The organism is Burkholderia sp. MSMB2157WGS (assembly GCF_001532755.1).
GTDB lineage: Bacteria > Pseudomonadota > Gammaproteobacteria > Burkholderiales > Burkholderiaceae > Burkholderia.
Genome location: NZ_LPJG01000020.1, coordinates 21,599 through 48,568 on the forward strand (window position 1 = coordinate 21,599; position 26,970 = coordinate 48,568).

Annotated in this window: 22 protein-coding genes; 14 read left to right on the forward strand and 8 right to left on the reverse strand. The window is 68.1% G+C overall.

Annotated features, from left to right (window positions below):
* Window positions 1-120: 120 nt before the first annotated feature.
* From aceK to bioB, 12 genes are all read left to right on the forward strand, one after another.
* Window positions 121-1,938: a bifunctional isocitrate dehydrogenase kinase/phosphatase gene (gene aceK, locus WT53_RS13195; RefSeq protein ID WP_034208517.1), complete on the forward strand. Its 1,818-nt coding sequence runs from the start codon at window positions 121-123 to the stop codon at window positions 1,936-1,938.
* 56 nt (window positions 1,939-1,994) lie between these two features.
* A complete protein-coding gene (gene can, locus WT53_RS13200) occupies window positions 1,995-2,762 on the forward strand; it encodes a carbonate dehydratase (RefSeq protein ID WP_034208518.1) in 768 nt (255 codons plus the stop codon).
* Window positions 2,763-2,874: 112 nt separating this feature from the next.
* Window positions 2,875-3,552, forward strand: a complete 678-nt coding sequence (locus WT53_RS13205; protein WP_034208519.1) for an SDR family oxidoreductase — start codon at window positions 2,875-2,877, stop codon at window positions 3,550-3,552.
* A gap of 39 nt (window positions 3,553-3,591) precedes the next feature.
* The gene (locus tag WT53_RS13210; protein ID WP_034208520.1) at window positions 3,592-4,029 is read left to right on the forward strand and encodes a YchJ family protein; all 438 of its coding nucleotides are present in this window, start codon (window positions 3,592-3,594) and stop codon (window positions 4,027-4,029) included.
* 106 nt (window positions 4,030-4,135) lie between these two features.
* Complete coding sequence (locus WT53_RS13215; RefSeq protein WP_034208521.1) at window positions 4,136-5,407, forward strand: dienelactone hydrolase family protein; 1,272 nt, start codon at window positions 4,136-4,138, stop codon at window positions 5,405-5,407.
* Window positions 5,408-5,553: 146 nt separating this feature from the next.
* The gene (locus WT53_RS13220; protein ID WP_230624935.1) at window positions 5,554-5,946 is read left to right on the forward strand and encodes a helix-turn-helix domain-containing protein; all 393 of its coding nucleotides are present in this window, start codon (window positions 5,554-5,556) and stop codon (window positions 5,944-5,946) included.
* Window positions 5,946-6,389, forward strand: a complete 444-nt coding sequence (locus WT53_RS33840; RefSeq protein WP_159086708.1) for a hypothetical protein — start codon at window positions 5,946-5,948, stop codon at window positions 6,387-6,389. Before WT53_RS13220 ends, WT53_RS33840 begins: the two co-directional genes overlap by 1 nt.
* Before the next feature lie 35 nt (window positions 6,390-6,424).
* Window positions 6,425-7,294, forward strand: a complete 870-nt coding sequence (locus tag WT53_RS13225) for a type II toxin-antitoxin system HipA family toxin (RefSeq protein WP_179949019.1) — start codon at window positions 6,425-6,427, stop codon at window positions 7,292-7,294.
* Between the two features lie 380 nt (window positions 7,295-7,674).
* Window positions 7,675-9,021: an adenosylmethionine--8-amino-7-oxononanoate transaminase gene (bioA, locus tag WT53_RS13230; RefSeq protein ID WP_179949020.1), complete on the forward strand. Its 1,347-nt coding sequence runs from the start codon at window positions 7,675-7,677 to the stop codon at window positions 9,019-9,021.
* On the forward strand, window positions 9,018-10,202 hold the full coding sequence (gene bioF, locus WT53_RS13235) for an 8-amino-7-oxononanoate synthase (protein WP_034208523.1): 1,185 nt from the start codon (window positions 9,018-9,020) through the stop codon (window positions 10,200-10,202). The genes bioA and bioF overlap by 4 nt, the downstream gene beginning before the upstream one ends.
* Window positions 10,199-10,921, forward strand: a complete 723-nt coding sequence (gene bioD / locus WT53_RS13240; RefSeq protein WP_034208524.1) for a dethiobiotin synthase — start codon at window positions 10,199-10,201, stop codon at window positions 10,919-10,921. Before bioF ends, bioD begins: the two co-directional genes overlap by 4 nt.
* A gap of 41 nt (window positions 10,922-10,962) precedes the next feature.
* Window positions 10,963-11,982, forward strand: a complete 1,020-nt coding sequence (bioB, locus tag WT53_RS13245; protein ID WP_034208525.1) for a biotin synthase BioB — start codon at window positions 10,963-10,965, stop codon at window positions 11,980-11,982.
* Window positions 11,983-12,044: 62 nt separating this feature from the next.
* Here the strand turns inward: bioB and WT53_RS13250 are convergent, their stop codons facing one another.
* From WT53_RS13250 to WT53_RS13270, 5 genes are all read right to left on the reverse strand, one after another.
* Complete coding sequence (locus tag WT53_RS13250; RefSeq protein ID WP_034208526.1) at window positions 12,045-13,133, reverse strand: suppressor of fused domain protein; 1,089 nt, start codon at window positions 13,131-13,133, stop codon at window positions 12,045-12,047.
* 50 nt (window positions 13,134-13,183) lie between these two features.
* Window positions 13,184-13,909 (reverse strand): copper homeostasis protein CutC, encoded by a 726-nt coding sequence (locus tag WT53_RS13255; RefSeq protein ID WP_034208527.1) that lies wholly within the window; start codon window positions 13,907-13,909, stop codon window positions 13,184-13,186.
* A gap of 224 nt (window positions 13,910-14,133) precedes the next feature.
* Window positions 14,134-14,538 (reverse strand): hypothetical protein, encoded by a 405-nt coding sequence (locus tag WT53_RS13260; protein WP_034208528.1) that lies wholly within the window; start codon window positions 14,536-14,538, stop codon window positions 14,134-14,136.
* Window positions 14,535-14,921, reverse strand: coding sequence for a hypothetical protein (locus tag WT53_RS13265; RefSeq protein WP_034208529.1), 387 nt, complete (start codon window positions 14,919-14,921; stop codon window positions 14,535-14,537). The genes WT53_RS13260 and WT53_RS13265 overlap by 4 nt, the downstream gene beginning before the upstream one ends.
* A gap of 153 nt (window positions 14,922-15,074) precedes the next feature.
* Complete coding sequence (locus WT53_RS13270) at window positions 15,075-16,361, reverse strand: EAL domain-containing protein (protein WP_034208530.1); 1,287 nt, start codon at window positions 16,359-16,361, stop codon at window positions 15,075-15,077.
* A gap of 309 nt (window positions 16,362-16,670) precedes the next feature.
* On the opposite strand from WT53_RS13270, the gene WT53_RS13275 reads away from it, so the two are divergent.
* A complete protein-coding gene (locus tag WT53_RS13275) occupies window positions 16,671-18,338 on the forward strand; it encodes a Na+/H+ antiporter (RefSeq protein WP_034208531.1) in 1,668 nt (555 codons plus the stop codon).
* A 92-nt stretch (window positions 18,339-18,430) separates the two neighbouring features.
* Here WT53_RS13275 and WT53_RS13280 read toward each other — a convergent pair whose 3' ends face one another.
* A complete protein-coding gene (locus tag WT53_RS13280) occupies window positions 18,431-22,003 on the reverse strand; it encodes an indolepyruvate ferredoxin oxidoreductase family protein (protein WP_059821965.1) in 3,573 nt (1,190 codons plus the stop codon).
* A gap of 2,343 nt (window positions 22,004-24,346) precedes the next feature.
* On the reverse strand, window positions 24,347-24,904 hold the full coding sequence (locus WT53_RS13285; RefSeq protein WP_034208532.1) for a DapH/DapD/GlmU-related protein: 558 nt from the start codon (window positions 24,902-24,904) through the stop codon (window positions 24,347-24,349).
* Window positions 24,905-25,263: 359 nt separating this feature from the next.
* Here WT53_RS13285 and WT53_RS13290 point away from each other — a divergent pair, with 359 nt between their 5' ends.
* The gene (locus WT53_RS13290; protein WP_034208533.1) at window positions 25,264-25,878 is read left to right on the forward strand and encodes a glutathione S-transferase family protein; all 615 of its coding nucleotides are present in this window, start codon (window positions 25,264-25,266) and stop codon (window positions 25,876-25,878) included.
* A gap of 32 nt (window positions 25,879-25,910) precedes the next feature.
* On the opposite strand, the gene WT53_RS13295 is transcribed toward WT53_RS13290, so the two are convergent.
* Complete coding sequence (locus WT53_RS13295; protein ID WP_034208534.1) at window positions 25,911-26,879, reverse strand: ion channel; 969 nt, start codon at window positions 26,877-26,879, stop codon at window positions 25,911-25,913.
* Window positions 26,880-26,970 lie beyond the last annotated feature (91 nt).

The window sequence follows — 26,970 nt, forward strand, 5'->3', positions numbered from 1 at the left end:
CCAACGGCGATCAACACGCCGATTGACGGCCGTTCGCGCGCCACCGCGAAAGTCATTGAAACGCCGACTTGGGCGCTAAAATGGCGAGTGCTTACAGCCCCTTGAACGAGCCTGCACGCGATGAATCACTTCCCCAAACTGCTGTCGTCGCAGATCGGTTTCGACGTCGCGCAGACGATGCTCGAATACTTCGATCGCCATTACCGGATCTTCCGCGAAGCGGCGGTCGATGCGAAGACGCTGTTCGAGCGCGGCGACTGGCACGGGCTGCAGCGGCTCGCGCGCGAGCGGATCACGTCGTACGACGATCGCGTGAAGGAATGCGTCGAGGTGCTGGAAGACGAGTACGACGCGGAGAACATCGACGACGAAGTGTGGCAGCAGATCAAGCTGCACTACATCGGGCTGCTCACGTCGCACCGCCAGCCCGAGTGCGCGGAAACCTTCTTCAATTCGGTGTGCTGCAAGATCCTGCACCGCTCGTATTTCAACAACGATTTCATCTTCGTGCGCCCGGCGATCTCGACCGAGTACCTCGAGAACGACGAGCCGGCCGCGAAGCCGACCTACCGCGCGTACTACCCGGGCACCGACGGGCTCGCGGTCACGCTCGAGCGCATCGTCACGAACTTCCAGCTCGAGCCGGCGTTCGAGGATCTCGCGCGCGACATCGGCTGCGTGATGCAGGCGATCGACGACGAATTCGGCCACTTCGACGAAGCGCCGAATTTCCAGATCCACGTGCTGTCGTCGCTGTTCTTCCGCAACAAGAGCGCATACATCGTCGGCCGCATCATCAACGCCGACCGCGTGCTGCCGTTCGCCGTGCCGATCCGCCACGTGCGCCCGGGCCTGCTCGCGCTCGACACCGTGCTGCTGCGCCGCGACCTGCTGCAGATCATCTTCAGCTTCTCGCATTCGTACTTCCTCGTCGACATGGGCGTGCCGTCCGCGTACGTGGATTTCCTCTGCACGATCATGCCGGGCAAGCCGAAGGCCGAGATCTACACGTCGGTCGGGCTGCAGAAGCAGGGCAAGAACCTGTTCTACCGCGACCTGCTGCACCACCTGTCGCATTCGAGCGACCGCTTCATCGTCGCGCCCGGGATCAAGGGCCTCGTGATGCTCGTGTTCACGCTGCCGTCGTTCCCGTACGTGTTCAAGATCATCAAGGACCACTTCCCGCCGCCGAAGGACACGACGCGCGCGCAGATCATGGAGAAGTACCAGCTCGTGAAGCGCCACGACCGCCTCGGGCGGATGGCCGACACGCTCGAGTATTCGAGCGTCGCGCTGCCGCTCGCGCGGCTCGATCACGCGCTCGTGCGCGAACTCGAGAAGGAAGTGCCGTCGCTGCTCGAATACGAGGACGACAAGCTCGTGATCAAGCACCTGTACATCGAGCGCCGGATGACGCCGCTCAACCTGTACCTGCAGAACGGCACCGACGCGGACGTCGAGCATGGCGTGAAGGAATACGGCAACGCGGTGAAGGAGCTGATGAAGGCCAACATCTTTCCGGGCGACATGCTGTACAAGAACTTCGGCGTCACGCGCCACGGCCGCGTCGTGTTCTACGACTACGACGAGATCGAGTACCTGACCGACTGCAACGTGCGGCGCGTGCCGCCGCCGCGCAACGAGGAAGACGAGCTGTCCGGCGAACCGTGGTATACCGTCGGCCCGCACGACATCTTTCCGGAGACCTACGGACCGTTCCTGCTCGGCGACCCGCGCGTGCGCGACGTCTTCATGAAGCATCACGCGGACTTTTTCGATCCCGCGCTGTGGCAGGCGAGCAAGGACAAGCTGATGCAGGGCGAGTTGCCCGATTTTTATCCGTACGACGCAGCGCTGCGCTTTTGCGTGCGCTACCCCGCGCGCTTCGGCGCGACGGACCGGAACGACGGCGAAGGCGACGCGCAGCGTGCCGCCTGACGCCGGCAACACCGCAATCATGATCGACCCGATTTCCGCCAACGGAATCCACACCGATGACTACCCAAGACAATCCGCTTTCACATCTGTTCGACAACAACGATGCCTGGGTCAAGCGCCAGCTCGCCGACGATCCCGATTTCTTCGCACGGCTCGCCGACCAGCAGGCGCCGGAATATCTGTGGATCGGCTGCTCTGATTCGCGCGTGCCGGCCAACCAGATCATCGGCCTGCCGCCGGGCGAGGTGTTCGTCCACCGCAACATCGCGAACGTCGTCGTGCACAGTGACCTGAACTGCCTGTCGGTAATCCAGTTCGCGGTCGACATCCTGCGCGTGAAGCACATCATGGTCGTCGGCCACTACGGCTGCTCGGGCGTGAACGCGGCGCTGCACAACCGCCGCGTCGGCCTCGCGGACAACTGGCTGCATCACGTGCAGGACGTGCGCGAGCGCCATGCGGCGCTGCTCGACGAATGGCCGGTCGGCGAAGCGCGCTACCGCCGCCTGATCGAGCTGAATTCGATCGAACAGGTCGTCAACGTGTGCCGCACGACGATCGTCAACGACGCATGGGCGCGCGGCCAGTCGCTGACCGTGCACGGGCTCGTGTACGGCGTGCACGACGGCCGGATGCGCAACCTCGGGATGGCCGTGTCGAACTTCGACGCGCTCGACGAGACCTACCGGCGCTGCGTGGCGGCGCTGACCGTACGCGGCCAGCATGCGCCCGACAACGACATGGTCGCGGCGGACGCCGCGCAGATCGACGGCGTCGCGCAGGCGGTCGCCGCCACGCTCAAGCCGTGCGACGACGCGCAGTAACGTGCAATGACACGCCAGCCGCCCGACGGCGGCTGCCGCGCGGGCGCAGCGCGCATCGAACGGATCTGACACCGGCACTGCCACGGCGGCGCCAACCCAAGGAGCGACGGGCATGAAAACCGTATTGATCGTCGGTGCATCGCGCGGCCTCGGCCGCGAATTCGTCCGGCAATACCGGCGCGACGGCTGGAACGTGATCGCCACCGCGCGCGACGCGGCGTCGCTCGACGCGTTGCGCGCGCTCGGCGCGCAGCCGCATGCGCTCGACATCGCGCAGCCCGAGCAGATCGCGGCGCTCGGCTGGAAGCTCGACGGCGAGCGGCTCGATGCGGCCGTGCTGGTGTCGGGCGTGTACGGGCCGCGCACCGAAGGCGTCGAGACGATCACCGCCGAGGATTTCGACGCGGTGATGCATACGAACGTGCGCGGGCCGATGCAGTTGCTGCCGATCCTGCTGCCGCTCGTCGAGGACGCGCGCGGCGTGCTGGCCGTCGTGTCGAGCCGGATGGGCAGCATCGCCGAGGCGACCGGCACGACGGGCTGGCTGTACCGCGCGAGCAAGGCCGCGCTGAACGACGCGCTGCGCATCGCGTCGCTGCAGACGCGCCATGCCGCGTGCATTTCGCTGCATCCCGGCTGGGTGCGCACCGACATGGGCGGCGCGCAAGCCGCGATCGATCCGGAAACGAGCGTGACCGGCATGCGTCGCGTCATCGCCGAATCCGCTTCGGACGTGTCCCAGGCGAACGGCCGGTTCTTCCAGTACGACGGCATCGAGCTCAGTTGGTGAGCGGCGCCGGCAACCGGGCGTTGTTAATTCACATTCCGCATGATTTTGAACCGACCTGACGCGTGCCCGTGCGGCGGCGCGTCCCCCGCGCGCACCGGCACAGCGCCGGCGCCGCGCTATGCGGCCTGCTGCGGCCGCTTCATCGACGGCGGCGAAGCCGCCCCGACCGCGCTCGAATTGATGCGTTCGCGGTACAGCGCGTACGTGCTGGGCGCGACCGCTTACCTGCGCGCGACGTGGGCCGCGCGCACCTGCCCGCCCGATCTCGACGTCGACCCTGAAGCGCCGGACGCGCCGCGTTGGCTGGGCCTCGCGGTCAAACACCACACGCCGCTCGACGACCGGCATGCGGAGGTCGAATTCGTGGCCCGCTACAAGGTCGGCGGACGCGCGTACCGGCTCCACGAGACGAGCCGCTTCGAGCGCGACGAGCACGGATCCTGGCGCTATGTCGACGGCGAAGTAAGTGAACGCTGACAAATAGTTGCCATGTCAGACGCCGGGTAATTCCCGCATTGCACAACCCGATTTTGTCGGGCTACGATGGCCTCGAATTGGTCATGTTGCATGGCAGGGCTTACGGATGGCGTTCAGCAAGGTATTGGTGGGATGGATGGCGGCCTGTGCGCTGTCGGCCGCTCAGGCCGGTACGCTGCCGAGCGCCAATACGGGTGCCGGCGCCAGCGGATCGCTCGCCCATGCCGGGCACTTCGACTACGCCGACGCGAACCTGCCGCAGGTCGCCGCCGACCTCAACGAGCAGGTCCTGCGCATTCCGGCCGACGCGTCGGGCGCCGTCACGCTCGAGGCGACGCTTTTCAAGCCGAACGGCCCCGGCCCGTTCCCGCTCGTCGTCTTCAACCACGGTAAAAATACCGGCGATCTCCATCTGCAGCCGCGCAGCCGGCCGCTCGCGTTCGCGCGCGAATTCGTGCGCCGCGGCTATGCGGTGATCGCGCCGAATCGCCAGGGCTTCGCCGGTTCGGACGGCACGTACCGGCAGGAAGGCTGCAACGTCGGCAAGAACGGCCTCGCGCAGGCCGCCGACGTCGATGCGACGGTGCGCTACATGTCGCGCCAGCCGTACGTCGATGCGTCGCGCATCGTCGTCGCCGGCACGTCGCACGGCGGCCTCGTGTCGATCGCATACGGCACCGAAGCCGCAGCGGGCGTACGCGGCATCATCAACTTCTCCGGCGGGCTGCGCCAGGACCTGTGCGACGGCTGGCAGCGCAACCTCGTCGATGCGTTCGACCAGTACGGCGCGCATACCGCCGTGCGGTCGCTGTGGCTGTACGGCGACAACGATTCGGTGTGGACGCCCGCGCTCGTCGCGCAAATGCACGACGCATACGTGTCGCACGGCACGCAGGCGCAGTTCATCGATTTCGGCCGCTACAAGGACGACGCGCACCGGCTGATCGTCGATCGCGACGGCGTGCCCGTGTGGTGGCCGGCCGTGCACGCGTTCCTCGCCGAACTGAATCTGCCGACCGCGGTGCGCTATGCGGTCGCGGACCCGCGCGAACCGAAGGCCACCGGCTATGCGTCGATCGATGCGGTCAACGCGGTGCCCTACGTCGACGAAGCGGGCCGCGAAGGCTATCGCCGCTTCCTGAACCAGCATCCGAGCCGCGCGTTCGCGGTGTCGTCGGAAGGCGCGTGGTCATGGGCCGAAGGCGGCGACGACCCCATGGCGCTCGCGCTCGACAACTGCGCGAAGCAAGGTGCGGGCGCGTGCCGGCTGTATGCGGTCAACGACCGCGTCGTGTGGAGCGACAACGCGACGCAGACGGCCGACAACGGCGACGATCACCCCCGCGACGTCGATACGCGCGCATTGGCTTCGCGCTGACGCGCGGCCGTCTTTCCCCTCGCTTCGCGCCCCCCGGGCCATTCACGATTAGCGCGGCGCTCCGCCGCCTGCTCGTCAAATCGAGCGCAAACCGCGTAACGCTCGTTTTGACGAGCAATCGGCTTGAATTCGCGCCGGCATGATCTATGATGATCGTTATTTCGATCACAATCGACTTAATGATCGATTTTACGAGCATGAAGGTCAATCAAACTGCAGCCGCCAGCCCAGCCGCCCTCGCGGAAGCTGCGCGCGTTGGAGAAGCACTCGCCCGTCTGCGCATCTCGCGGCGCGTTCAGCAGAACGAGGCGGCCACCCGCGCCGGGCTCTCGCGCAATACCGCCTATCGCATCGAAAAAGGCGACCCTGGCGTCGCGCTGGGGCAGTGGCTTCGGTATCTCGAGGCGATTGCGCCGGGAACCACCCTGCTGGAACTACTCTCCGGAACAGACCCGTCGCTCAAGACACAGGCTGCCCGAGAACGTAGTCGACGCGTACGATCGCTCACGGACAACGAACTCAAGGATCTTGATTTCTGATGGTCGCCGTCGTCAAAAGACTCGCCGTGTTCGCCTATCTCGACGATGACTGGGCACCCGCCGGCCTGCTTCAAATGACCGAAGACGGCGCAGATCTGCAGGCATCGAGCTTCGCATACGGCTTGCGCTATATCGACCGGCCCAACGCCATCGAAATCGACCCGGTGAGCCTGAGTCTCGCGAGAAAGAACGAGATACGCGGCAAGATGAACTTCCCGACGGGCGGGTTGACGCAATTCGCGGTATTCGCGACGCCGCGCCCGATGCATGGGGGCGACGCGTCATCGAAGCCAAACTCAAAGTCAGGGCCAACACGCTGCCCGAATCCACCTATCTTCTCCACGCAGGCAGTCAGCGGATCGGTGCGCTCGATATCCGGGAGAATCTGGACACCCCTCCGGGCCCGCAAGCCGGCAACGGCCTGCACAGCCTCGAGTATCTGATCGATTCGGCCGCACGCATCGAGGAAGGCGAGCCCGTGCCAGCCGAACTCGAAGCCATCTTCGTACAGGGCAGCGGTCTCGGCGGCGCCCGGCCAAAGGCTGCGGTGCGGGACGAAAACGGCGTGCTTTGGCTGGCCAAATTCCCGAGTCGTAGCGACCGGTTGAACGTGGCGGTCATCGAAGAGGCCACGCTTCGTCTTGCGGCCCGGTGCGGCATTCGGGTCCCACCCACCCGCATCGTCGACGTTGGCGGCCGACAAGTCATGTTGATCCGCCGATTCGATCGGTACTGGACTCACCCCGAGTTCGAAGCCCTTCGAGGGGACGACGCGCTATATCCGCCCCCCCGTGCCGGGGCAACCGAGCGAAGAGTGCCCTTCGCGAGCGCATTAACGCTGGTCGGTTGTTCCGAGATGGAATCGATCGAGAAAAGTTATCAGGATGTGGCTCACGCGATCCGGCAGCATGGGCACGTGGACGCCATTCGAGCCGACAACAGGGAACTGTTCAAGCGGATGGTCTTCAACATCCTCGTGAGCAACGACGACGACCATTTGCGCAATCACGGATTCATTCGCGACCCGCGTCTTCCAGGCTGGCGCCTTAGCCCGTTATACGATGTTCTGCCCCGTCCGAGCAGTGCACACGAGCGCTATCTGCACCTCGGCATCGGGCCGCAGGGCCGGCTCGCCACACTGGACAACGCGTTCAGTGCCCGGGATGCATTCGGCCTTTCGAAGGCAGACGCCGGACTCGCGATTGCGGAAGTCTGGCAACCGACACGCGAATGGAAGACGTGGTTCGAAGAGCATGGCGTGCCTGACAAGGAAGTCGACAAGATTGCGCCGGCGTTCCGTCACATCGACCACGTAGCCGACGCAGCACTTCGCAAGGCATTGCCCTGAACCTGCCCGCTCGATTTCGTTCAGTCGTCCAGCCTTGTCCCCACTGATCGGGACAATCCGCGAAGCACGGCCGCCCCTCGCCGCCGCACACACCGCGCCACCATCGTTCCCCCTATTTCCCCGCCGGGCCGCGCCCGTCCCACGATTTTTTTCGTCGGGGGGTGTCACTCGAACGTCGTCATCTGCGCGCATTTCGCCCGATCCGCCGCGTTCCGTCCCGAGCACCGGCGAACTGCGCCGAACTCCCGCCCCATAAGGCTTTGCGGCGTTTGTAACCGCTAGTGCAACGTCCGGCGGAACACGCTAATCTCTGCGCGTTTCGTGTTCCGCCGCGCGGCATCCCGTCGATGCCGCGCGGCCGTTTTACCCCCGGAGTCGCCTTGAGTACGCCAGCCACCGACGACTGGGTCGCGCGCAGCCTGCGCGCGGTCTGGCATCCCTGCACCCAGATGAAGCATCACGAGCGCCTGCCGCTCGTCCCCGTCGCGCGCGGCGCGGGCGTGTGGCTGTACGACCGCGACGGCCGCCGCTACTTCGACGCGATCAGCTCGTGGTGGGTCAACCTGTTCGGCCATGCGAACCCGGACATCAACGCGGCGCTGAAGGACCAGCTCGACACGCTCGAGCACGCGATGCTCGCCGGCTGCACGCATGAACCGGCGATCGAACTCGCCGAACGGCTGCATGCGCTCACCGCGCGCACGCTCGGCCATGCGTTCTTCGCGTCGGACGGCGCGTCGGCCGTCGAGATCGCGCTGAAGATGAGCTTCCACGCGTGGCGCAACCGCGGCCGCGCGAACAAGCAGGAATTCGTCTGCGTCGCGAACAGCTATCACGGCGAGACGATCGGCGCGCTCGGCGTGACCGACGTCGCGCTGTTCAAGGATGCGTACGACCCGCTGATCCGCCACGCGCACGTGGTCGCGTCGCCCGATGCGCGCGGCGCGCTGCCGGGCGAGACGGCCGCCGACGTCGCGGGCCGCGCGCTCGCGGACGTGCGGCGCCTGTTCGTCGAACGCGGCGACCGGATCGCCGCGCTGATCGTCGAGCCGCTCGTGCAGTGCGCGGCCGGCATGGCGATGCACGATCCGTCGTATGTGCGCGGGCTGCGCGCGCTGTGCGACGAATTCGGCGTGCACCTGATCGCCGACGAGATCGCGGTCGGCTGCGGCCGCACGGGCACCTTCTTCGCATGCGAGCAGGCCGGCGTCTGGCCCGATTTCATGTGCCTGTCGAAAGGCATCAGCGGCGGCTACCTGCCGCTGTCGCTCGTGCTCACGCGCGACGACGTGTTCGCGGCGTTCTACGACGACGACACGACGCGCGGCTTCCTGCACTCGCATTCGTACACGGGCAACCCGCTCGCGTGCCGCGCGGCCGTTGCAACGCTCGATCTGTTCGCGCGCGACGACGTGCTCGCGAGCAACGCCCGCAAATCGGCGACGCTGCGCGCGGCGCTCGCGCCGCTCGGCGCGCATCCGCACGTGCGCCACCTGCGCGAGCGCGGCACGCTGTTCGCATTCGACGTCGCGCTCGACGGCGACGCGGCGCGCGGTTTCTCGCGGCGCTTCTTCGAACAGGCGCTCGCGCGCGAACTGCTGCTGCGCCCGATCGGCACGACCGTGTACCTGATGCCGCCGTACGTGATGAGCGACGACGACATCGCGTGGCTCGCGCAACACACGCGCGACACGCTCGACGCCACGCTGGAGGACCTCCGCCGATGAGCCTGCTCGACACCCTGCAGCGCGGCCTCGCCGACCTCGACGCCCAAGGGCTGCGCCGCGTGCGCCGCATCGCCGACACCGCGTGCGACGCGCGCATGACCGTGGACGGCCGCGAGATCGTCGGCTTCGCGAGCAACGACTACCTCGGCCTCGCCGCGCATCCGGCGCTCGTCGCCGCGTTCGCGCAAGGCGCGCAGCGCTACGGCTCCGGCAGCGGCGGCTCGCATCTGCTCGGCGGGCATTCGCGTGCGCATGCCCGGCTCGAGGACGAACTCGCCGGTTTCGCGGGCGGTTTCTCCGATGCGCCGCGCGCGCTGTACTTCAGCACCGGCTACATGGCGAACCTCGCCGCGATGACGGCGCTCGCCGGCAAGGGCGCGACGATCTTTTCCGACGCCCTGAACCACGCATCGCTGATCGACGGCATGCGGCTGTCGCGCGCGAACGTGCAAGTCTATCCGCACGCCGATACGGCCGCGCTCGCCGCGCTGCTCGACGCGTCGGATGCCGAAACGAAGCTGATCGTCAGCGATACCGTGTTCAGCATGGACGGCGACGTCGCACCGCTCGCCGAACTCGTCGCGCTGGCCGAACGCCATCGCGCGTGGCTCGTCGTCGACGACGCGCACGGCTTCGGCGTGCTCGGCCCGCAGGGTCGCGGCGCGCTCGCGGCCGCCGCGCTGCGTTCGCCGCATCTCGTGTACGTCGGCACGCTCGGCAAGGCGGCCGGTGTCGCCGGCGCGTTCGTGATCGCGCATGAAACCGTGATCGAATGGCTGATCCAGCGCGCGCGCAGCTACATCTTCACGACGGCCGCGCCGCCGGCCGTCGCGCATGCGGTCTCGGCGAGCCTGAAGCTGATCGCGGGCGACGAAGGCGACGCGCGCCGCGCGCACCTCGCCGCGCTGATCGAACGCACGCGCGCGCTGCTGCGCAACACGCGCTGGCAGCCGGTCGATTCGCATACGGCCGTGCAGCCGCTCGTGATCGGCAGCAACGACGCGACGCTCGCGGCGATGCGCGCGCTCGACGCGCACGGCCTGTGGGTGCCCGCGATCCGGCCGCCGACGGTGCCGGCCGGCACGTCGCGGCTGCGCGTATCGCTGTCGGCCGCGCATTCGTTCGACGATCTCGCGCGGCTCGAAGCCGCGTTGATCGAAGCCAGCGAGGCAGCCGCATGACCGCCGCCCCGCTTTCCGTCTTCGTCACCGGCACCGACACCGAAATCGGCAAGACCTTCGTGTCGGCCGCGATGCTGCACGGCTTCGCGCGGCACGGGCTGCGCGCGGCCGCGCTGAAGCCGGTCGCGGCCGGCGCGTACGAACGCGACGGCGTGTGGCGCAACGAGGATGCCGATCAGCTCGACGCCGCCGCGAACGTCGCGCTGCCGCCCGAGCTGCGCACGCCGTTCCTGCTGAAAGCGCCGGCCGCGCCGCACATCGTCGCCGCGCAGGAAGGCGTGACGCTCGACCTCGACACGATCGTCGCGTGCCATCGCGACGCGCTGACGCGCGCGGACGTCGTCGTCGTCGAAGGCGTCGGCGGCTTTCGCGTGCCGCTGAACGACACGCAGGACACCGCCGATCTCGCGGTCGCGCTCGGCCTGCCCGTCGTGCTCGTCGTCGGCGTCCGGCTCGGCTGCATCAGCCATGCGCTGCTGACGGCCGACGCGATTCGCGCACGCGGCCTCACGCTCGCGGGCTGGGTCGCGAACCACGTCGACCCGGCCATGTCGTTCGCCGACGAGAACGTCGCGACGATCCGCGACTGGCTCGCGCGCGAGCACCGCGCGCCGCTCGTCGGCCGCATCGCGCACATGACGCCGGCCGCCCCCGAATCCGCCGCGGCGATGCTCGACATCGCCGCGCTCGTCGAGTCGCTGCGCGCCGCGCGGCATTGACCCGACCGATCCCCCCATCCCGCCCAGGACAGGAAAACGAAATGACCCAAGCCCAGACCGCCGCCGTGCAACCCGACGCGATTCCCGTTGCCGCACCGGCCCCGCAACGCTGGCGCGTCGCCGACGTCGTCGCGCTGTTCGAGTTGCCGTTCAACGACCTGATGTTCCGCGCGCAGCAGGTGCATCGCGAGCACTTCGACGCGAACGCGGTGCAGTTGTCGACGCTGCTGTCGATCAAGACGGGCGGCTGCGAGGAAGATTGCGGCTACTGCTCGCAATCGTCGCATCACGACACGGGCCTGAAGGCCGAGAAGCTGATGGACGTCGACGCGGTGCTCGACGCCGCGCGCGCGGCGAAGGCGAACGGCGCGAGCCGCTTCTGCATGGGCGCCGCGTGGCGCAACCCGAAGGAGCGTCACATGCCGGCGCTGACCGAGATGGTGCGCGGCGTGAAGGAACTCGGCCTCGAAACCTGCATGACGCTCGGCATGCTCGAGGACGAACAGGCGCAGCAGCTCGCCGACGCGGGCCTCGACTACTACAACCACAATCTCGACACGTCGCCGGAGTTCTACGGACAGGTGATCTCGACGCGCACGTACCAGGATCGTCTCGACACGCTCGACCGCGTGCGCGATGCGGGCATCAACGTGTGCTGCGGCGGCATCATCGGGATGGGCGAATCGCGCCGCGAGCGCGCGGGCCTGATCTCGCAGCTCGCGAATCTGAATCCGTATCCGGAATCGGTGCCGATCAACAACCTCGTCGCGATCGAAGGCACGCCGCTCGAAGGCACCGCGCCGCTCGATCCGTTCGAGTTCGTGCGCACGATCGCGGTCGCGCGCATCACGATGCCGAAGGCGGTCGTGCGCCTGTCGGCCGGGCGCGAGCAGCTCGACGACGCGATGCAGGCAATGTGCTTCCTCGCCGGTGCGAACTCGATGTTCTACGGCGACCAACTGCTGACGACGAGCAACCCGCAGACGCAGCGCGACCGCGCGCTGTTCGAGCGCCTCGGCATCCGCGCGAGCCAGGCCGATGCGCTGGCGGAAAACGCGTAAGCGGTCACGGCCGGCGCGCCGCGCCCGCCAATGAAAAAGCCGGGGCATGCCCCGGCTTTTCTTCATCCGATCGTCTGCACCGGATTGCCCTGCGCGTCGCGGATCACCGTCTTCTCCACCCGCCAGCGCACGCCATCGAGCCCGTCGATCGCATACTCGCCGGCGCGCGGCTTCAGCGTGCGCGCAAGCGCCTGCACCGCCGCATCGGTGAGCCGCAACGTCAGCGTGCCGTCTTCGTCGGTCGCGCCGTTCGCGTCGCCGCGCACGAACCGCACCGCGCCGTCGTGACCGACGAGGCGAAACGGCCGGTCGAACGGCAGCCGCAGCGGCAGCAGCGTGACGAGTTCGTCGACCTGTCGCGCGCCGACGGTGATCTCGATCACCGGCGCGCGCAGCAGCCGCTTGCGGGTTTCCCAGCCGAGCACGTCGGTGAACAGATAGGCGCTCGCCGAGCCGTCGCGCTGCGTCCCCGCGTCGACCTGCTCGCGCACGTCGGCGCGTTCGAGCAGCGACGCGCGGCCGAGATCGGTCACCCACAGCGGCATGTGCGGCAGCAGCGTGTCGAGCAACGCGCGCGTGCGCCAGCGCTTCGCGGCGCGTTCCTCGTCGAGCGTCAGCCCGACGACCTGCAGGAACGCGAGACGGCCGTGCGGCGTGTCGATCGCCGGCAGTTCCGGATCGAACGCGAAGCCCATCGAGCAGAGCGCCGTATCGGTATCGAGCGCGATCGGGCCGTTGGCCGTCATCCAGTGGCCGTCGTCGAACGCGTTGCCGCTCCGGAACACGTAGCGTGCGAGATTCTGCAGGAAGCTGAACACCCAGTGCGGCGGTTCGTCGTCGCCGGCCGCGCACGCCACGCGCATCGTCAACTCGAAGCCGAAGCCGCTGACGGCCGGATCGTCCGACTCCTTCGCATACAGCTCGCTCAGCCCGTACGTGACGAAATGCCAGTGCGGTACGGGTTCCGCGCGCTGCCACGCGCTGATCCCGTCGAGCGGATCGGGGCCGCCGAGCCGCCACTTGACCAGCGTGCCGTAGTGCTTCGGCGCCTGGCCCGGATAAAGGCGCGCGAGCGCAGCGTCGATCGCGTCCCAGCCAGGCGCGGCATCGTCGTCCGCGCCGTCATGCGTATCGTGCGTGGCGTCCGTCATGTGGCCCGCTCTCCCCGGTGATGTCGTGTTTTATGGTGTCGGTACGTGCGTCACACGTGCGACGTCGCGCCGTCGAGCGCCGCGCGCACGCGTTCGACGCGCTGCGCGTCGATGGGCGCCAGCACTTCGCCGCGCGGTCGCACGCCCGAGCCGAAATGCACCGCGCGCACGCCGGTGGCGCGCACGAAATCGCCGACCGCCTCGATCGTGAGCCCCGAGCCGGCCAACACCGTGCAGGTCGTGCCCGCCGCCTGCCGCACGAGCCGCGTGATCGTCGCGACCGCGTCGAGCACCGACGGATGGCCGCCCGACGTCAGCACGGACGTGACGGCCGGCACGCGCAGCAGCGCGTCGAACGCGGCGTTCAGATCGCGCGCGACGTCGAACGCGCGGTGGAACGTGAGCGCGCGCCCGTCCGCGGCGGCCGCGACGCGGGCCAGCGCGCCGAGATCGACGTCGCCGCGCGCGTCGAGCGCGCCGAACACGACGCCGTTCGCGCCGGCGGCGACGGCCGCCCGCACGTCGCGCTCGATCGCGCGCAGGTCGTCGGCGTCATAGACGAACGAGCGGCTGTGCGGACGCACGATCACGTTGACGGGAATCGGCACGGCGGCCACGACGGCCTCGATCAGCCCGACGCTCGGCGTCAGCCCGCCTTCGGTGATCGCGGTCACGAGTTCGAGGCGGTCGGCGCCCGCGCGGGCGGCGGCCTTCGCATCGCCGACGGTCGTGGCGATCACTTCGAGGAGGACGGAAGAAGCGGCGTGTCGGTTCATGGGCGGCCCGCGAATCGTCTGGACAATTCGCGCATCCTAGCCGAGCCGCGCGACGGACGCCAGCGTGCCGGCGGCCGCATACGTCGGCCGCGTGCGTCGGCCGCGTGCGTCGGCCGCGTGCGTCGGTCGCGTGCGTTGGTCGCGTGCGTCGGTCATATCTCGGTTGCGTACGTCAGCCGCGTATGTCGGCCGCATATGTCGTTTACGTACGTCAGCCGCGTATTTCAGCCGCGCCGCACGAGCCAGATGCCGACGAGCGCGGACAACGCCGTCACCGCGGTACCCGGCATGAACCGGAACATGTGCGCGTCGAAGTACGCGCCCTGCTGCTGCATCACGTCGACGATCGCCGGTGTGAGCAGGAGCATCGTCCAGCCCACCATCCCGAGCGCGGTGGTCGCGGCCGCGACGAGCAGCACGATGCCCGCGCCGCGCGCACGCGGCCGGAATACACCGGCAAACGCGCCCGCGAAGAGCAGCACGGCCGACACCGCGAACAGCACGGCGACGAATACGGCCGTCGCGCCCGTCTGCCCGACTTTCAGGAACGCGGCCATTTGCGCGGCAAGCACGCAGAAGCCGGCGATCGAGAACAGCACGATCGCCAGCGCGTTGCGCACGACGCTCACGCAACGGCCTGCCGGAAATACGCGGTCGCGGGGCGCCGGAACAGCAGGTAGACGAACAGCGCGAACAGCAGGACGCCCGGGATCAGCACCGGGAGCATCGACGCCGGCATGTTGATCAATGAGAACGCGATGCCGAACACGAACGTCACGACATAGGCGTTGCGCGACCATTCGCGCCCCTTGAGGATCGCGATGCCGATCACGACGTGCGCGGCTTCGATGATCATGCTGATGCCGAACGTCGCCCAGACGGGCAGCAGGTAGTGCGACATCAGCGCCTGGGTCGTCGGCATGCCGATCGAGAACGGCGTGTAGACGCAGGTGATCGCGTTGGTCACGATGATGATCCACGCGAGGATGGTCAGCGAAATCGGTCTTTTCATGGTGTTTTCCTTTTTATATTCGCCGCCATGGTGGCCCCCGGGACGGCGCGCGCACGGTCACGACGGCCGCGCTCGCGCCATTGTCGGGGAACCGCACGGCGAACGCAACGGACGTCCCCGCGCCGTCGCTCGCCGCATCCGGACCGCGTGCCGCTAGGCGGCCTGCTCGTCGTCGTCGCTCCAGTCGATGTCGCCGCACAGCACGCGCTGCGCATCGCCGACGCGCACGGCCACCGACAGCGTCACGCACGGCTGCGCCTCGTTGATCGACAGGTACGGCCGCGTGACCTGCACGCGCCCCGGTTCGGCGATCGCCGAGCGGAAATACGGCCGGCGCAGCCAGTTCGCGCCCTGCGCGTCCGCCAGCGGCGAAAAGCGCGCCTCGGCCAGCGCGCGATCGGCGCGCAGTACGACGTTGCGGCCCGACTGCCGGCCCTGCGCGTCGAGCAGGAAGCAGCGCGCAGCCGCGTCGAGCGCGAGGAAGTTCCAGCACACCTCGTCGAGCGGCTCGCCGGCCTCGAGACGCTCGGCCGCCCGTTCGAACGCGCGCAGGTACGGCGCGAGCCGCTGCGTGTCGCGCCGCTCGCGCGCTTCGGTCTGCTGACGAAAGCGCTCGGTCAGCTCGCCGATGCAGCCGGTCGCGGTCGCGCTGTCGGGCAGCCCCGGCGCCGGCCGGCCGAAGTAGTAGCCTTGCACGAAATCGGCCTCGCACGACAGCGCGATCTGCGCTTCGTGCTCGGTCTCGATCCCTTCGACGAGCACCAGCTTGCCGGCCTCGTGCAACAGCGTCACGAGCCCGTGCAGGATCGCGGTGAGCCCCGTGCGATGTGCCGCGTGCGACAACATGATCCGGTCGAGCTTCACGATGTCCGGGTTCAGCTGCCAGATCCGCTCGAGGTTCGAATGGCCCGCGCCGAAATCGTCGAGCGCGATCAGGAAACCGTGCGTGCGGAACTCGCGCACGGCCTCCGCGAGCCGCTCGACGTCCTCCGCGCGCTGTTCGAGCACTTCGAGCACGATGCGCCGCGGCGGCATGCCGAGCCGCTTCAGGTTCGCGAGCAGCGCGGCCGCCTGGAACGAATCCGTGAGCACGCCCGGATGGACGTTGAGAAACAGCCACTCGCGCTCCGCGCCGAGCAACGCGAAGTTCTCCAGATGCAGCGCCTGCGCGAGCCGGTCGAGCTGCAGCAGCTCGCCGCGGCGAGCGGCTTCGCCGAACACGTCGAGCGGCGACACGGCGCGGTCGAGCGAATCGTGCGCGCGCAGCAGCGCCTCGTAGCCGACCGCACGCTGGTGCGACAGGCTGAATATCGGCTGGAATACGGTCGTGAGCGTCAGGTCGCGGTGCTGCGTCGCGAGCCGTTCTAAGCCGGAGCTCATCTCCCGCTCGAACCGGTACGGCGACGCGGCGGCCGGACGCTCCTGTTGCACGATCGTCATGCCCTTCTCCTGGTGATGCAGTCGAACGCGACGTCCGGCGAAACGGACGACGAACGGGACGGCGCGCGCAATGTCATGGTTGGACCCTCGGTTGCCCGGCTCGGGCCGGGCGGCTTGCTCACCTTCAAGCAAGCTCCGTGCAAGGTGCGCGGAACCCATGCGCCGCACGGCCGCGCCGGGCCGTCGCACCATCGTGGCGCAGCGCCGGCGCACCATTTTCGTGCGCACGCACCGGCCGCTCGAGCGCATCCGTCACGTCGGCACGCTACACTCCGTACGACCGTTTCATTCTGCCTCTCCGCCGTATCGATGGAAATCGTCTTCACAGTCCTGATCCTGCTGCTGACCGTCGCGCTGTCCGGCGCCGTCACGCGCCTCCTGCCGTTGCAACTGCCGCTGCCGCTGATGCAGATCGCGTTCGGCGCGATGCTCGCGTGGCCGAAGCTGAACCTGCACGTCACGTTCGACCCCGAAATCTTCATGCTGTTGTTCATTCCGCCGCTGCTGTTCGCGGACGGCTGGCGAATTCCCAAACGCGAGCTTTACCTGCAGCGCCGCGCGATCCTGATGCTCGCGTTCGGGCTCGTGTTCATGACGGTACTCGCAGTCGGCTACTTCGCGCATTGGCTGATTCCCGAGTTGCCGCTGCCGATCGCGTTCGCGCTCGCGGCGGTGCTGTCGCCGACCGATGCGGTCGCGCTGTCCGGCATCGCAGGCAAGGGGCGCATTCCGCCGCAACTGATGCACATCCTCGAAGGCGAGGCGCTGATGAACGACGCGTCGGGCCTCGTCGCGCTGAAGTTCGCGATCGCGGCCGCGCTGACCGGCGTGTTCTCGCTGCGCGCCGCATCGGTCACGTTCGTGATCGTCGCGGCCGGCGGGCTCGCGACGGGCGCGCTCGTCGCGTGGCTGTTCAGCGCGCTGTCGACGCGCTTCCTGAATGCCGAGCAGGAGGGCGATCCGGCCCCCGGCATCGTGATGACGCTGCTGGTGCCGTTCGCGGCCTACCTGTTCGCCGAGCACCTCGACCTGTCGGGCGTGCTCGCGGCCGTGTCGGCCGGGATGATGATGAACTACACGAGCTTCTCGCGTAAAAGCACCGTCGCGTCGCGCGTGCGCGCCGAAAGCACGTGGGCGATGATCGAGTTCGTGTTCAACGGCATGGTGTTCATCATGCTCGGGCTGCAGTTGCCGCACATCATCGGCCGCGCGCTCGTCGACGCGCACCATACGAGCGACGCGCTGGTCGGCCGCATGATCTTCAACGTGTGCGCGATGATGCTCGCGCTGTATGCGATCCGCTTCCTGTGGGTGTGGCTGCTGCGCTGGTTCGCGAGCCGCCGCGCCGCGCGCCACGGCCTCGCCGGCACGATGGCCGGCGTGCGCACGATCGCGGTGATGACGGTTGGCGGCGTGCGCGGCGCGGTCACGCTCGCCGGCGTGCTGTCGATCCCGGTCGCGCTGTCCGACGGCGCGCCGCTGCCGGGCCGCGACACCGCGGTCTTCATCGCATCGGCCGTGATCCTGGGCTCGCTGATCGTCGCGGTGATCGGCCTGCCGCTGCTGCTGCGCGGCGTGCGCTCGACGCGCAACCCGCTCGGCGACGAGGAGCGCCTCGCACGCTCGGCCGCCGCGCAGGCCGCGATCCGCGCGGTCGATTCGTCGCACGACGCGATCTCGGCCGATCTCGACGAATCGGGCGCGGCACGCTGCGCGGACATCTCCGCACGCGTGATGGACCAGTACCGCCGCCGGCTGGCCGCGCTGGCCGAAGACGGCCCCACGCCGCGCGCGCAAGCGCAGCAGGCCGAAACGATGGAGCTGCAGATGCGGATCGCGGCCGTGCGCGCGGAACGCTCGGCGCTGTATCGGCTGCGCAGCGACAGCAAGATTTCCGACGAGACGCTGACGAAGCTGCTTCGCGAGATCGACCTGTCCGAAACCGCGCTGTCGACGCGCAAGAAAGGCATTCTCTGAGCGACCGGCCGCGGCCTGCGCGCCGCCGCCCGCGGGCATGAAAAAACGGCGACGCATCGGCGTCGCCGTTCTCGCCTCCGCTCGCGATCGCGTTACTTCGCGACGACGACCGGAATCCCCTTCAGCATCCCCGCGCCCTTCATCTCGTCGAGCGCGTGCTGCACGGCCGCGCTCGTCGCCGCGTCGATACCGAGCTGCAACGCGAGCTCGCGTTCCGCGCGCTTCACGCCGGCGAGGTTACGCACCTTCACGTGGCCGAAGCCGCGCACGCGCGCGTGCAGGTCGGCCAGTTGCACGACCTGCGCCGCATTGCCGGGCGTCATCGCGGCGAACGCACGCGCGAGCGTGGTCTCGTAGTCGTCGGCCAGCGCGCGCTCCATCCTGCGCTCGACCGTGCGGCCGAACGGATCGAGCCACGTGCCGCGCAGGCTGCGCACGCGCGCCAGCATGCCGAGCACCGGCCACATCCACTGGCCGAACACGCGCTTCTTCGGCGTGCCGCCGTCGCTGCCGGCCTTCGCGACCGTCGGCGGCGCCAGATTGAACTTCACGCGGTACGCGTGGCCCGGCACGCCTTCGAACTGCGCTTCGAGCGCCGTGCGGAACGCGTCGTCCGTGTACAGCCGTGCGACTTCGTATTCGTCCTTCACCGCGAGCAGCCGGTAGAACGTCGTCGCGACCGCGCGCGTGAGCGCGTCGTCGCCCTTCGCGCGCGCCGCGTTCACCAGCGCACGGTAGCGCTCGACGTAGCGCGCGCCGCCGTATGCGTCGAGGCGCGCTTCGCGATCGGCGATCAGCTCGGCGAGCGTCTCCGGCGCGGCGTGGGCGGCCACCGCATGTCGCGCGTTCCACAACGCGTCGAGGCCCGCCGCGTCGCCGGCCGCCATCCGGCCGATCGAGAACGCGAGCTTGTTCATCGGCACCGCGACGTTGTTCAGCTCGATCGCGCGCATCATCGCGGCGAGCGACACCGGTACGAGACCGAGCTGCCACGCGTAGCCGAGCATCAGGATGTTCGCGCCGATCGAATCGCCCAAGAACTTCGCGGCGAGCGCCTGCGCGTCGCAGCTCGACAGGTAGCCGTCGCCGGCCGCGTGGCGCATCTTCTCGAGCAGCGCATCCGCGTGCAGGTTCGCGTCGGGGTTCTGCACGAACGACGCATTCGGGATCCGGTGCGTGTTGACGACGATTCGCGAACGCGCGTGACGCACCGTCTGCAGCGCTTCGGCGCTTGCGCCCACGACCATGTCGCACGCGAGCAGCACGTCGGCCTGCTGCGTGTCGATGCGCACCTGGTTCAGCCAGCGGTCGCTGGACGCGATCCGCACGAACGACAGCACCGAGCCGCCCTTCTGCGCGAAGCCCATGAAGTCGAGCACCGATGCGCTCTTGCCTTCGAGGTGCGCGGCCATGCTGATCAGCGCGCCGACCGTCACGACGCCGGTGCCGCCGACGCCCGTCACGAGCATGTCGAACGGCGCCGCGTCGAGATGCGTCGCCGGCACCGGCAACGCGTCGACGCGCGCGGCGAGCGCCGCTTCGTCGAATGCGGCGCCGGCCGCCTTCTTCAGCGCCGCGCCTTCGACCGTCACGAAGCTCGGGCAGAAGCCGTTCACGCACGAATAGTCCTTGTTGCACGACGACTGGTCGATGCGGCGCTTGCGGCCGAGCGGCGTTTCGAGCGGCTCGACCGACAGGCAGTTCGACTGCACGCCGCAGTCGCCGCAGCCTTCGCACACCGCGTCGTTGATGAACAGGCGCTTGTCCGGGTCGGGGAATTCGCCTTTCTTGCGGCGGCGGCGCTTCTCGGCCGCGCAGGTCTGGTCGTAGATCAGCACGGTGACGCCCGGCGTCTCGCGCAATTCGCGCTGCACCGCGTCGAGTTCGCTGCGGTGATGGAACGTCGTGCCGGCCGGGAACTGCCCGTGATGGCCGTCGTACTTCTGCGGCTCGTCGGACACCACGACGAAGCGCGACACGCCTTCGGCCTCGACCTGCCGCGCGATCTGCGGCACCGAGATGCTGCCGTCGACCGGCTGGCCGCCCGTCATCGCGACCGCGTCGTTGTAGAGGATCTTGTACGTGATGTTCGCTTTCGCGGCGACCGCCTGGCGGATCGCGAGGATGCCCGAGTGGAAGTAGGTGCCGTCGCCGAGGTTCTGGAACACGTGCTTCGTGTTCGTGAACATCGCGTGCGCGGCCCAGTCGACGCCCTCGCCGCCCATCTGGATCAGCCCGGTCGTGTCGCGTTCCATCCACGACGCCATGAAGTGGCAGCCGATGCCGGCCTGCGCGATCGAGCCTTCCGGCACCTTCGTCGACGTGTTGTGCGGGCAGCCCGAGCAGAAGTACGGCGTGCGCTTCACCGCATCGGCCTCGTTCGACAGGATCTGCGGCGCGACGAGATCGACGACGCGCTCGCGGCGGTCGAGCGCCGGCTTGTGCCGTGCGAGCCAGTCGGCGAACACCGGCAGGATGCGCGACGGACGCAGTTCGCCGAGCTCGGACAGCAGGCACGCGCCGGCCGCGTCGTGCTTGCCGAGCACGCGCGGGCGCGCGCCTTCGGCACGGTTGTACAGGTAGTCCTTGATCTGCTGCTCGATGACGGGGCCCTTCTCCTCGATCACCAGCACTTCGGCGAGCCCGTCGACGAAGGTCTCGAGCCGCGTCATTTCGAGCGGATACGACAGGCCGACCTTGTAGATCCGCACGCCGGCCGCGTCGAGATCGGCGACCGTCAGGTCGAGGCGGCGCAGCGCTTCCATCAGGTCGAGGTGCGCCTTGCCGCAGGTGACGATCCCGACGTTCGCGTGCGCGCTCGGCGCGATCCACTTGTCGATGCTGTTGACGCGCGCGAAGTGGCGGACAGCGTCGAGCTTCGCCGCGAGGCGCGCCTCGATCGTGAGGCTCGGCAGGTCGGGCCAGCGGTTGTGCAGGCCGCCCGCGGGCGGCGTGAATCCTGCCGGCGCCGGCCAGCGCGTCTGCAACGCATCGAGGTCGACGGTCGAGCCCGACTCGACCGTTTCCGAGATCGCCTTGAAGCCGACCCACGCGCCCGAATAGCGCGACAGCGCCCAGCCGTACAGGCCGAATTCGAGCATGTCGGCGATGTTCGACGGGTTCACGACCGGCATGTGCCACGCCATCATCGCGAAGTCGCTCTGGTGCGGCATCGACGACGACACGCAGCCATGGTCGTCGCCCGCGACGACCAGCACGCCGCCGTGCGGCGACGAACCGTACGCGTTGCCGTGCTTCAGCGCGTCGCCCGCGCGATCGACGCCCGGGCCCTTGCCGTACCACATCGCATACACGCCCTCGACCGTGCGCTCGGGGTCGGCCTCGACCCGCTGCGTGCCGAGCACGGCCGTGCCGCCGAGTTCCTCGTTGATCGCGGGCAGGAAGCGCACGCCGCTCGCGTCGAGCAGTTTCTTCGCCTTCCACAGCTGCTGATCGACCATGCCGAGCGGCGAGCCGCGGTAGCCGCTGACGAAGCCGGCTGTGTTCAGCCCCTGCTCGACGTCGGCCGCGCGCTGCATCAGCAGCAGGCGGATCAGCGCCTGCGTGCCGGTCAGGAAGATCCGGCCGCGCGTCGCGGTCAGGTTGTCGGTCAGGCGGTAGTCGGACAGGGCAGGCGTGCCGTCGACGGGCAGGCGGGCGGTCATGGGGGGAGTCTCCGGATTGTGCTGTTCTGGGCCGTGCGCGGCGGGGCGTCGGATGACGCGCCGGTGCCGGCAGCGAATGGCTCTATTTTTTCGCGCGCCGCCGAGAATGTTTTTCCTCATCTTGCTCGGACCGGCGCGCAGCGAGAAAAACTGCGCAGCTTTTGGCCGACATTTGAGAGAGTTTTCGCGCGGGCGGCGGGAGCGCGGTGGGTGATGCGTCGGGGGGCGGTCGAGGCTCGGGTGGAAAAGCCGGCGCAGGTCGCAAGGGGCGCCGCCCGACCGGCGATCGGCGCGCGAACCCCGCCCGACAAGGGTTTCGGCGGCATCGGCCGTCGCCCTCACCATTGAAATGCACAGCGTTCCGAGTGGCCGGAAGCGACGGATGTCCACAACGCCGCCCCCTTCGGCTGATCGGGTTCGCGCGCTCACCGTTCGATTGCACAGCATTTCGAGTGGCGTCGGAGCCGGGATGTCCACATCCGAATCGACACGCGGGACGCTCGGGCAACGGCGCTCACCGTTGAAATTCACAGCGTGGCGAGTGGGTCGCGGCGATGGATATCCACATCGGAAATCGCGGGGTTTCGTCGGTCCTCTGCTTGCGCTCACCGCTCGAATACACAGCGCCGAGCGTGGGTTTGGAGGGCGAATGTCCTCGCCGGATCCCGCATGCCGCGCGATTGCCGGATCGCACTCACCGTTGAAATACACAGCGCTTCGAGTGCTTGACCGGGACGGATGCTCCCGCCTGAACACGCAGGCCACGCGATTGCCGACGCACTCTCACCATTGATATACACAGGGGTTTGACTGACTGTGGTGGCAGTTGTCCATGTGCGGATCCACGTTGCCTCCCGGCCATCCGCGCACCCTCACCGTTGAAAACCACAGCGCTTCGAGTGATCGACCGGGCCGGATGCCCTCGCTTGAACACGCAGGCCATGCGATTTCCGACTCACTCTCACCGTTGATATACACAGGGACTCGACTGGCCGCGGTGGCGGTTGTCCACGCCCGGATCCACGTTGCCTCCTGGCCATCCGGGCACTCTCACCGTTGAAAACCACAGCGATTCGAGTGATTGACCGGCCGCATGCCCTCGCCTGAGCACGCAGGCCATGCGATTGCCGACGCACTCTCACCATTGATATACACAGGGACTCAACTGGCTGTGGTGGCGGTTGTCCACGTGCGGATCCACGTTGCCTCCTGGCCATCCGGGCACTCTCACCGTTGAAAACCACAGCGTCTCGAGTGATGGAGTGGGCCGGACGTCCTCGCCTGAACACGCAGGCCACGCGATTGCCGACCCACTCTCACCGTTGATATACACAGGGACTCGACTGGCTGCGGTGGCAGTTGTCCACGGGCGGATCCGCGTTGCCTCCCGGCCATCCGGGCACTCTCACCGTTGAAAACCACAGCGCTTCGAGTGATGGAGCGGGCCGGATATCCACATAGACGAGCGTTCTCCGATCGATAACCGCCGCGCCTCTCGAGGGACGCCAACGACCGGCGGTCCATACTGGAAGCGGCTCGTCACGCGATCAGGCACCGATGCTCACCGTCGAGATACACAGTGCCCAGAGTCGTTTCGGCGGACGGATGTCCACACGGCAATGCGCGTAGCCGTTGCTCGCAATCTGGCTCCTCGGCCTGACAGGAACATCGCTTCGCGTGGCGTCGGCGGTCGAACGGCCGCATCCTGAAGGGCGACGCGCCGATCGCGGGCTCACGCTCACCATTGAATTGCACAGCGCGCAGCGTCGCTGGAGCAAGCGGACAAGCGCGTCGAAATCCGCGCGTTGCGTACCACGCCGCGGCGCTCACCGTTAGAATGCACAGCCGTTCGATAGGGGGCCGGAGCCGGATATCGACATCGCCCGGCCCGCATGCCCGGGGGCGGATACGCGCGCCATCGGCTAGAATGCGCGTCGCCTTGCACGGCGACACTGGCCCGAGACCCGCGCCGTTGCAGGCGCGCAGCCGGATCGGTCGCGGCACTCACCATTGAATTTCACAGCATTTCGCTTCGTCCGGACGCGAGTTGTCCACAACCCGTTTCATGTATCGCGCAGCATCCGGTCACCTCACCAGTGAAAACCACAGGGCGCCGAGTCGTTTCGACGCGCGGATATCCACAACCCGGGGCGCGACCGGATCTTCATCTGCCGGTCGACGGACGCCTTGACGCACGAAATTCCGGAAAAGCCGCAAAGGCTTGTCCGGACGGCCTCGACGGCACACTCACCGTTCGATTGCACAGCGTTTCGAGTGGCCTTGGCGACGTGTTGTCCACATCCCGTCGACGCTGCTTCGTCGCGCCGGCACGCCCGGGCGACGTTATTCCGCGATCGACCGGATGATCTTCGCCGGATTGCCGCCGACCAGCGTATTCGGCGGCACGTCCCGCGTGACGACAGCCGCGGCCGCGACGACCGCGTTCTCGCCGATCGTCACGCCGCCGATGATCGTCGCCCCCGCGCCGATCCACACGTTCCGCCCGATCACGATCGGCTTCGCGACCACGCAGTCGCGTCGCCGCGACGGCTCGACCGGATGACCGGACGTGATGAGGCTGACGTTCGGGCCGATCATCACGTCGTCGCCGATCTCGAGTCCGCCCAGGTCGTAAAACGTGCAGTTCTGGTTGACGAACACGTTGCGCCCGAGCTTCATGCCGGCGCCGCCCGTCGCATGGAACGGCGGGATCAGCACGAAACCGTCGTCCACCTGCGTGCCGATCAGTTCGCCGAACAATGCGCGCACGTCCGCCGCATCGTCGAACGTCAGGCGGTTGAGCCGCGCGGTGATCGCCATCGCCCGTTTGATCTCGGCCACCATGGCCGCCGATTCGGGTGTCCTGCGCGGAATGATCGTGGTGCGATCGTCGTTTGCCATGCGTGACGGGTCTCCATTAGGTGCGGGGTTTGCGCGATGCGTCGGCGAATCGCGGGCGAGCGGCCGATTGCGTTGCCGCGTGCGCGGAGGCAGCGGATTGGGCCCGGCACATTGTAGTGATGCCGCTTTTTCGCCGGGATTTTCTGAAGGCTCCGTGAATAACTAGTTTCTGTATAACTAGTTATTCACGGAGCCCTTGTCCCATAAGGTTTCATCGCGTCTTCCGCCCTTTACCGCATGCAACCGACTCGAACGCCCCTAGCCGGGCGCCCCTAGCCGGTCCCCTGTCCCAACCTCCCGCGCTCGGGTACGCTTGAGCCTCCACCGGATCGACACCTGCACCCAAACGCGGAGGCGCGATGAAGCTCTACTACTGGCCGAAGACCCGGGCATTCCGGGCGCTGTGGATGCTCGAGGAAATCGGTGTGGTGTACGAACTCGTGCCGGTCGATCTGCGCTCGCACGAACAGGGCAGCGATGCGTTCGTGCAGGTCAACCCGATGGCCAAGCTGCCCGCGCTCGACGACGGCGGCGCCCCGTTCGCCGAATCGGGCGCCGTGCTGCTCTATCTCGCCGATCGCTGCCCCGCTGCCGGCCTCGGCATCGCCCCCGACGATCCACTGCGCGGCCGTTTCCTCCAGTGGATGTTCTTCACGCCGACCTGCCTCGAACCGGCGATGGCCGAGAAATTCACCGGCGCGTCGGGCAATCCGGTCGCGTTCGGCTGGGGCAACATCGCGCGCGTGCAGCGTGCCCTCGCGCAAGCGCTCGCCCACAGTCGCTGGCTCGTCGGCGAGCGCTTCACCGCGGCCGACCTGCTGCTCGCGAGCACGCTGAAGATCGCGTTCGACGCGCATCTGCTGCCGCATGAAGGCGTGCTCGGCGACTACGTCGCGCGCGCCGAGGACCGCGACGCGTTCCGCCGCGCGGTCGCGATCGAACGGCGCGAGGCGGCGCGTCTGCTGCACGCGTGACGCGCACCGGGGCGGCGCCCCGCCGCCGTCGATCACGTCTGCGCGGCCGGCCCCGGCGGCGACGCGTCCGCGTCGATCGCCACGCCCGGCGAACCGCGCGCGTCCGTGTCGACGTCGATCGGCACGACGTCGTGAAAATGCGTGTAATCGATGTGCGTGATGCCGTCCTCGTCGTGCATCAGGTCGACATAGCGGTGGCGCCAGCGGATCTCGCCATGCGCCCATGCATGACGCGCCTGCATGACCTGCGCGGTGGTCTCGTCCGAGCCCTCGATCGTGATCAACAGTTGCGCGTCGCGCGCGGCGAGCGATTCGGGCGTCTCGCCGAACAGCGCGCTCGACTCGTCGATCACGTGCATCAGGTTCCAGCCGAGCAGGAAGATCGGATGCTCGTTGCGCACGAGCGGCAGGTCGTGAATCTTGCGCAGCGAATAGCCCTCGTGCGTGCCTTCGACGCGCATCAGCCGCAGCTTCGCCTGTGCCTCGGCAATCACGTTCTGGCGAGCATTCGCGGCGCGCACCATCAGCGTCATCCGGCCGTTCAGCGGCCGCACGATCGCGTAGCGCGCGAACAGGATCTTCGCCTGCGGCCGCGAAAAACGCGCGAACACGAGCCCCGTGGCCAGCGCGATACCCGACATCCCGACGAAGATCTCGAACGTCGCGACGAGGTGCGCATAAACCGTCTGCGGATGCATGTCGCCGTAGCCGACGGTCGCGAGCGTCTCGACGCTGAAGAAGAACGCGCCGCCGAAGCCGGCCGGCGACTGGTTCGCGATCGGCGCATGGCCGAGCAGGTAGAGCGTCGCGAAACCGCCGTTGAGCAGCAGGAACAGGACCGCGAGCGACAGGAAGAACACGGGCCAGCTCACCGTCAGCGCACGGTGATAGAAATCGCGCCAGCCGAGCGGCGGCATCCCGTACGCGATCACCGGGCGGGTGCCCGACCAGATCTTGCGGCCACGGCCGCGGGAGGCTGGGGAGGACGAATCGACGTTCATCGCGCGGCGCCGGTTGCAGGGAGGCGATGAGCGTAGCACGCGCGGCAGCGGCCGGGAATGCGGAGCAGTTCGGAACGGAAACCCGCCGCGC

Coding starts and splice junctions, on each gene's coding strand:
- WT53_RS13250 (WP_034208526.1), bottom strand. CDS start 13,133: ATGACGGACGCCACGCACGATACGCATGACGGCGCGGACGACGATGCC.
- WT53_RS13205 (WP_034208519.1), top strand. CDS start 2,875: ATGAAAACCGTATTGATCGTCGGTGCATCGCGCGGCCTCGGCCGCGAA.
- WT53_RS13265 (WP_034208529.1), bottom strand. CDS start 14,921: ATGAAAAGACCGATTTCGCTGACCATCCTCGCGTGGATCATCATCGTG.
- bioD (WP_034208524.1), top strand. CDS start 10,199: ATGACCGCCGCCCCGCTTTCCGTCTTCGTCACCGGCACCGACACCGAA.
- WT53_RS13275 (WP_034208531.1), top strand. CDS start 16,671: ATGGAAATCGTCTTCACAGTCCTGATCCTGCTGCTGACCGTCGCGCTG.
- WT53_RS13270 (WP_034208530.1), bottom strand. CDS start 16,361: ATGACGATCGTGCAACAGGAGCGTCCGGCCGCCGCGTCGCCGTACCGG.
- aceK (WP_034208517.1), top strand. CDS start 121: ATGAATCACTTCCCCAAACTGCTGTCGTCGCAGATCGGTTTCGACGTC.
- WT53_RS13290 (WP_034208533.1), top strand. CDS start 25,264: ATGAAGCTCTACTACTGGCCGAAGACCCGGGCATTCCGGGCGCTGTGG.
- WT53_RS33840 (WP_159086708.1), top strand. CDS start 5,946: ATGGTCGCCGTCGTCAAAAGACTCGCCGTGTTCGCCTATCTCGACGAT.
- WT53_RS13255 (WP_034208527.1), bottom strand. CDS start 13,909: ATGAACCGACACGCCGCTTCTTCCGTCCTCCTCGAAGTGATCGCCACG.
- WT53_RS13210 (WP_034208520.1), top strand. CDS start 3,592: ATGATTTTGAACCGACCTGACGCGTGCCCGTGCGGCGGCGCGTCCCCC.
- WT53_RS13295 (WP_034208534.1), bottom strand. CDS start 26,879: ATGAACGTCGATTCGTCCTCCCCAGCCTCCCGCGGCCGTGGCCGCAAG.
- bioF (WP_034208523.1), top strand. CDS start 9,018: ATGAGCCTGCTCGACACCCTGCAGCGCGGCCTCGCCGACCTCGACGCC.
- WT53_RS13280 (WP_059821965.1), bottom strand. CDS start 22,003: ATGACCGCCCGCCTGCCCGTCGACGGCACGCCTGCCCTGTCCGACTAC.
- bioB (WP_034208525.1), top strand. CDS start 10,963: ATGACCCAAGCCCAGACCGCCGCCGTGCAACCCGACGCGATTCCCGTT.
- WT53_RS13220 (WP_230624935.1), top strand. CDS start 5,554: ATGATGATCGTTATTTCGATCACAATCGACTTAATGATCGATTTTACG.
- can (WP_034208518.1), top strand. CDS start 1,995: ATGACTACCCAAGACAATCCGCTTTCACATCTGTTCGACAACAACGAT.
- WT53_RS13215 (WP_034208521.1), top strand. CDS start 4,136: ATGGCGTTCAGCAAGGTATTGGTGGGATGGATGGCGGCCTGTGCGCTG.
- WT53_RS13285 (WP_034208532.1), bottom strand. CDS start 24,904: ATGGCAAACGACGATCGCACCACGATCATTCCGCGCAGGACACCCGAA.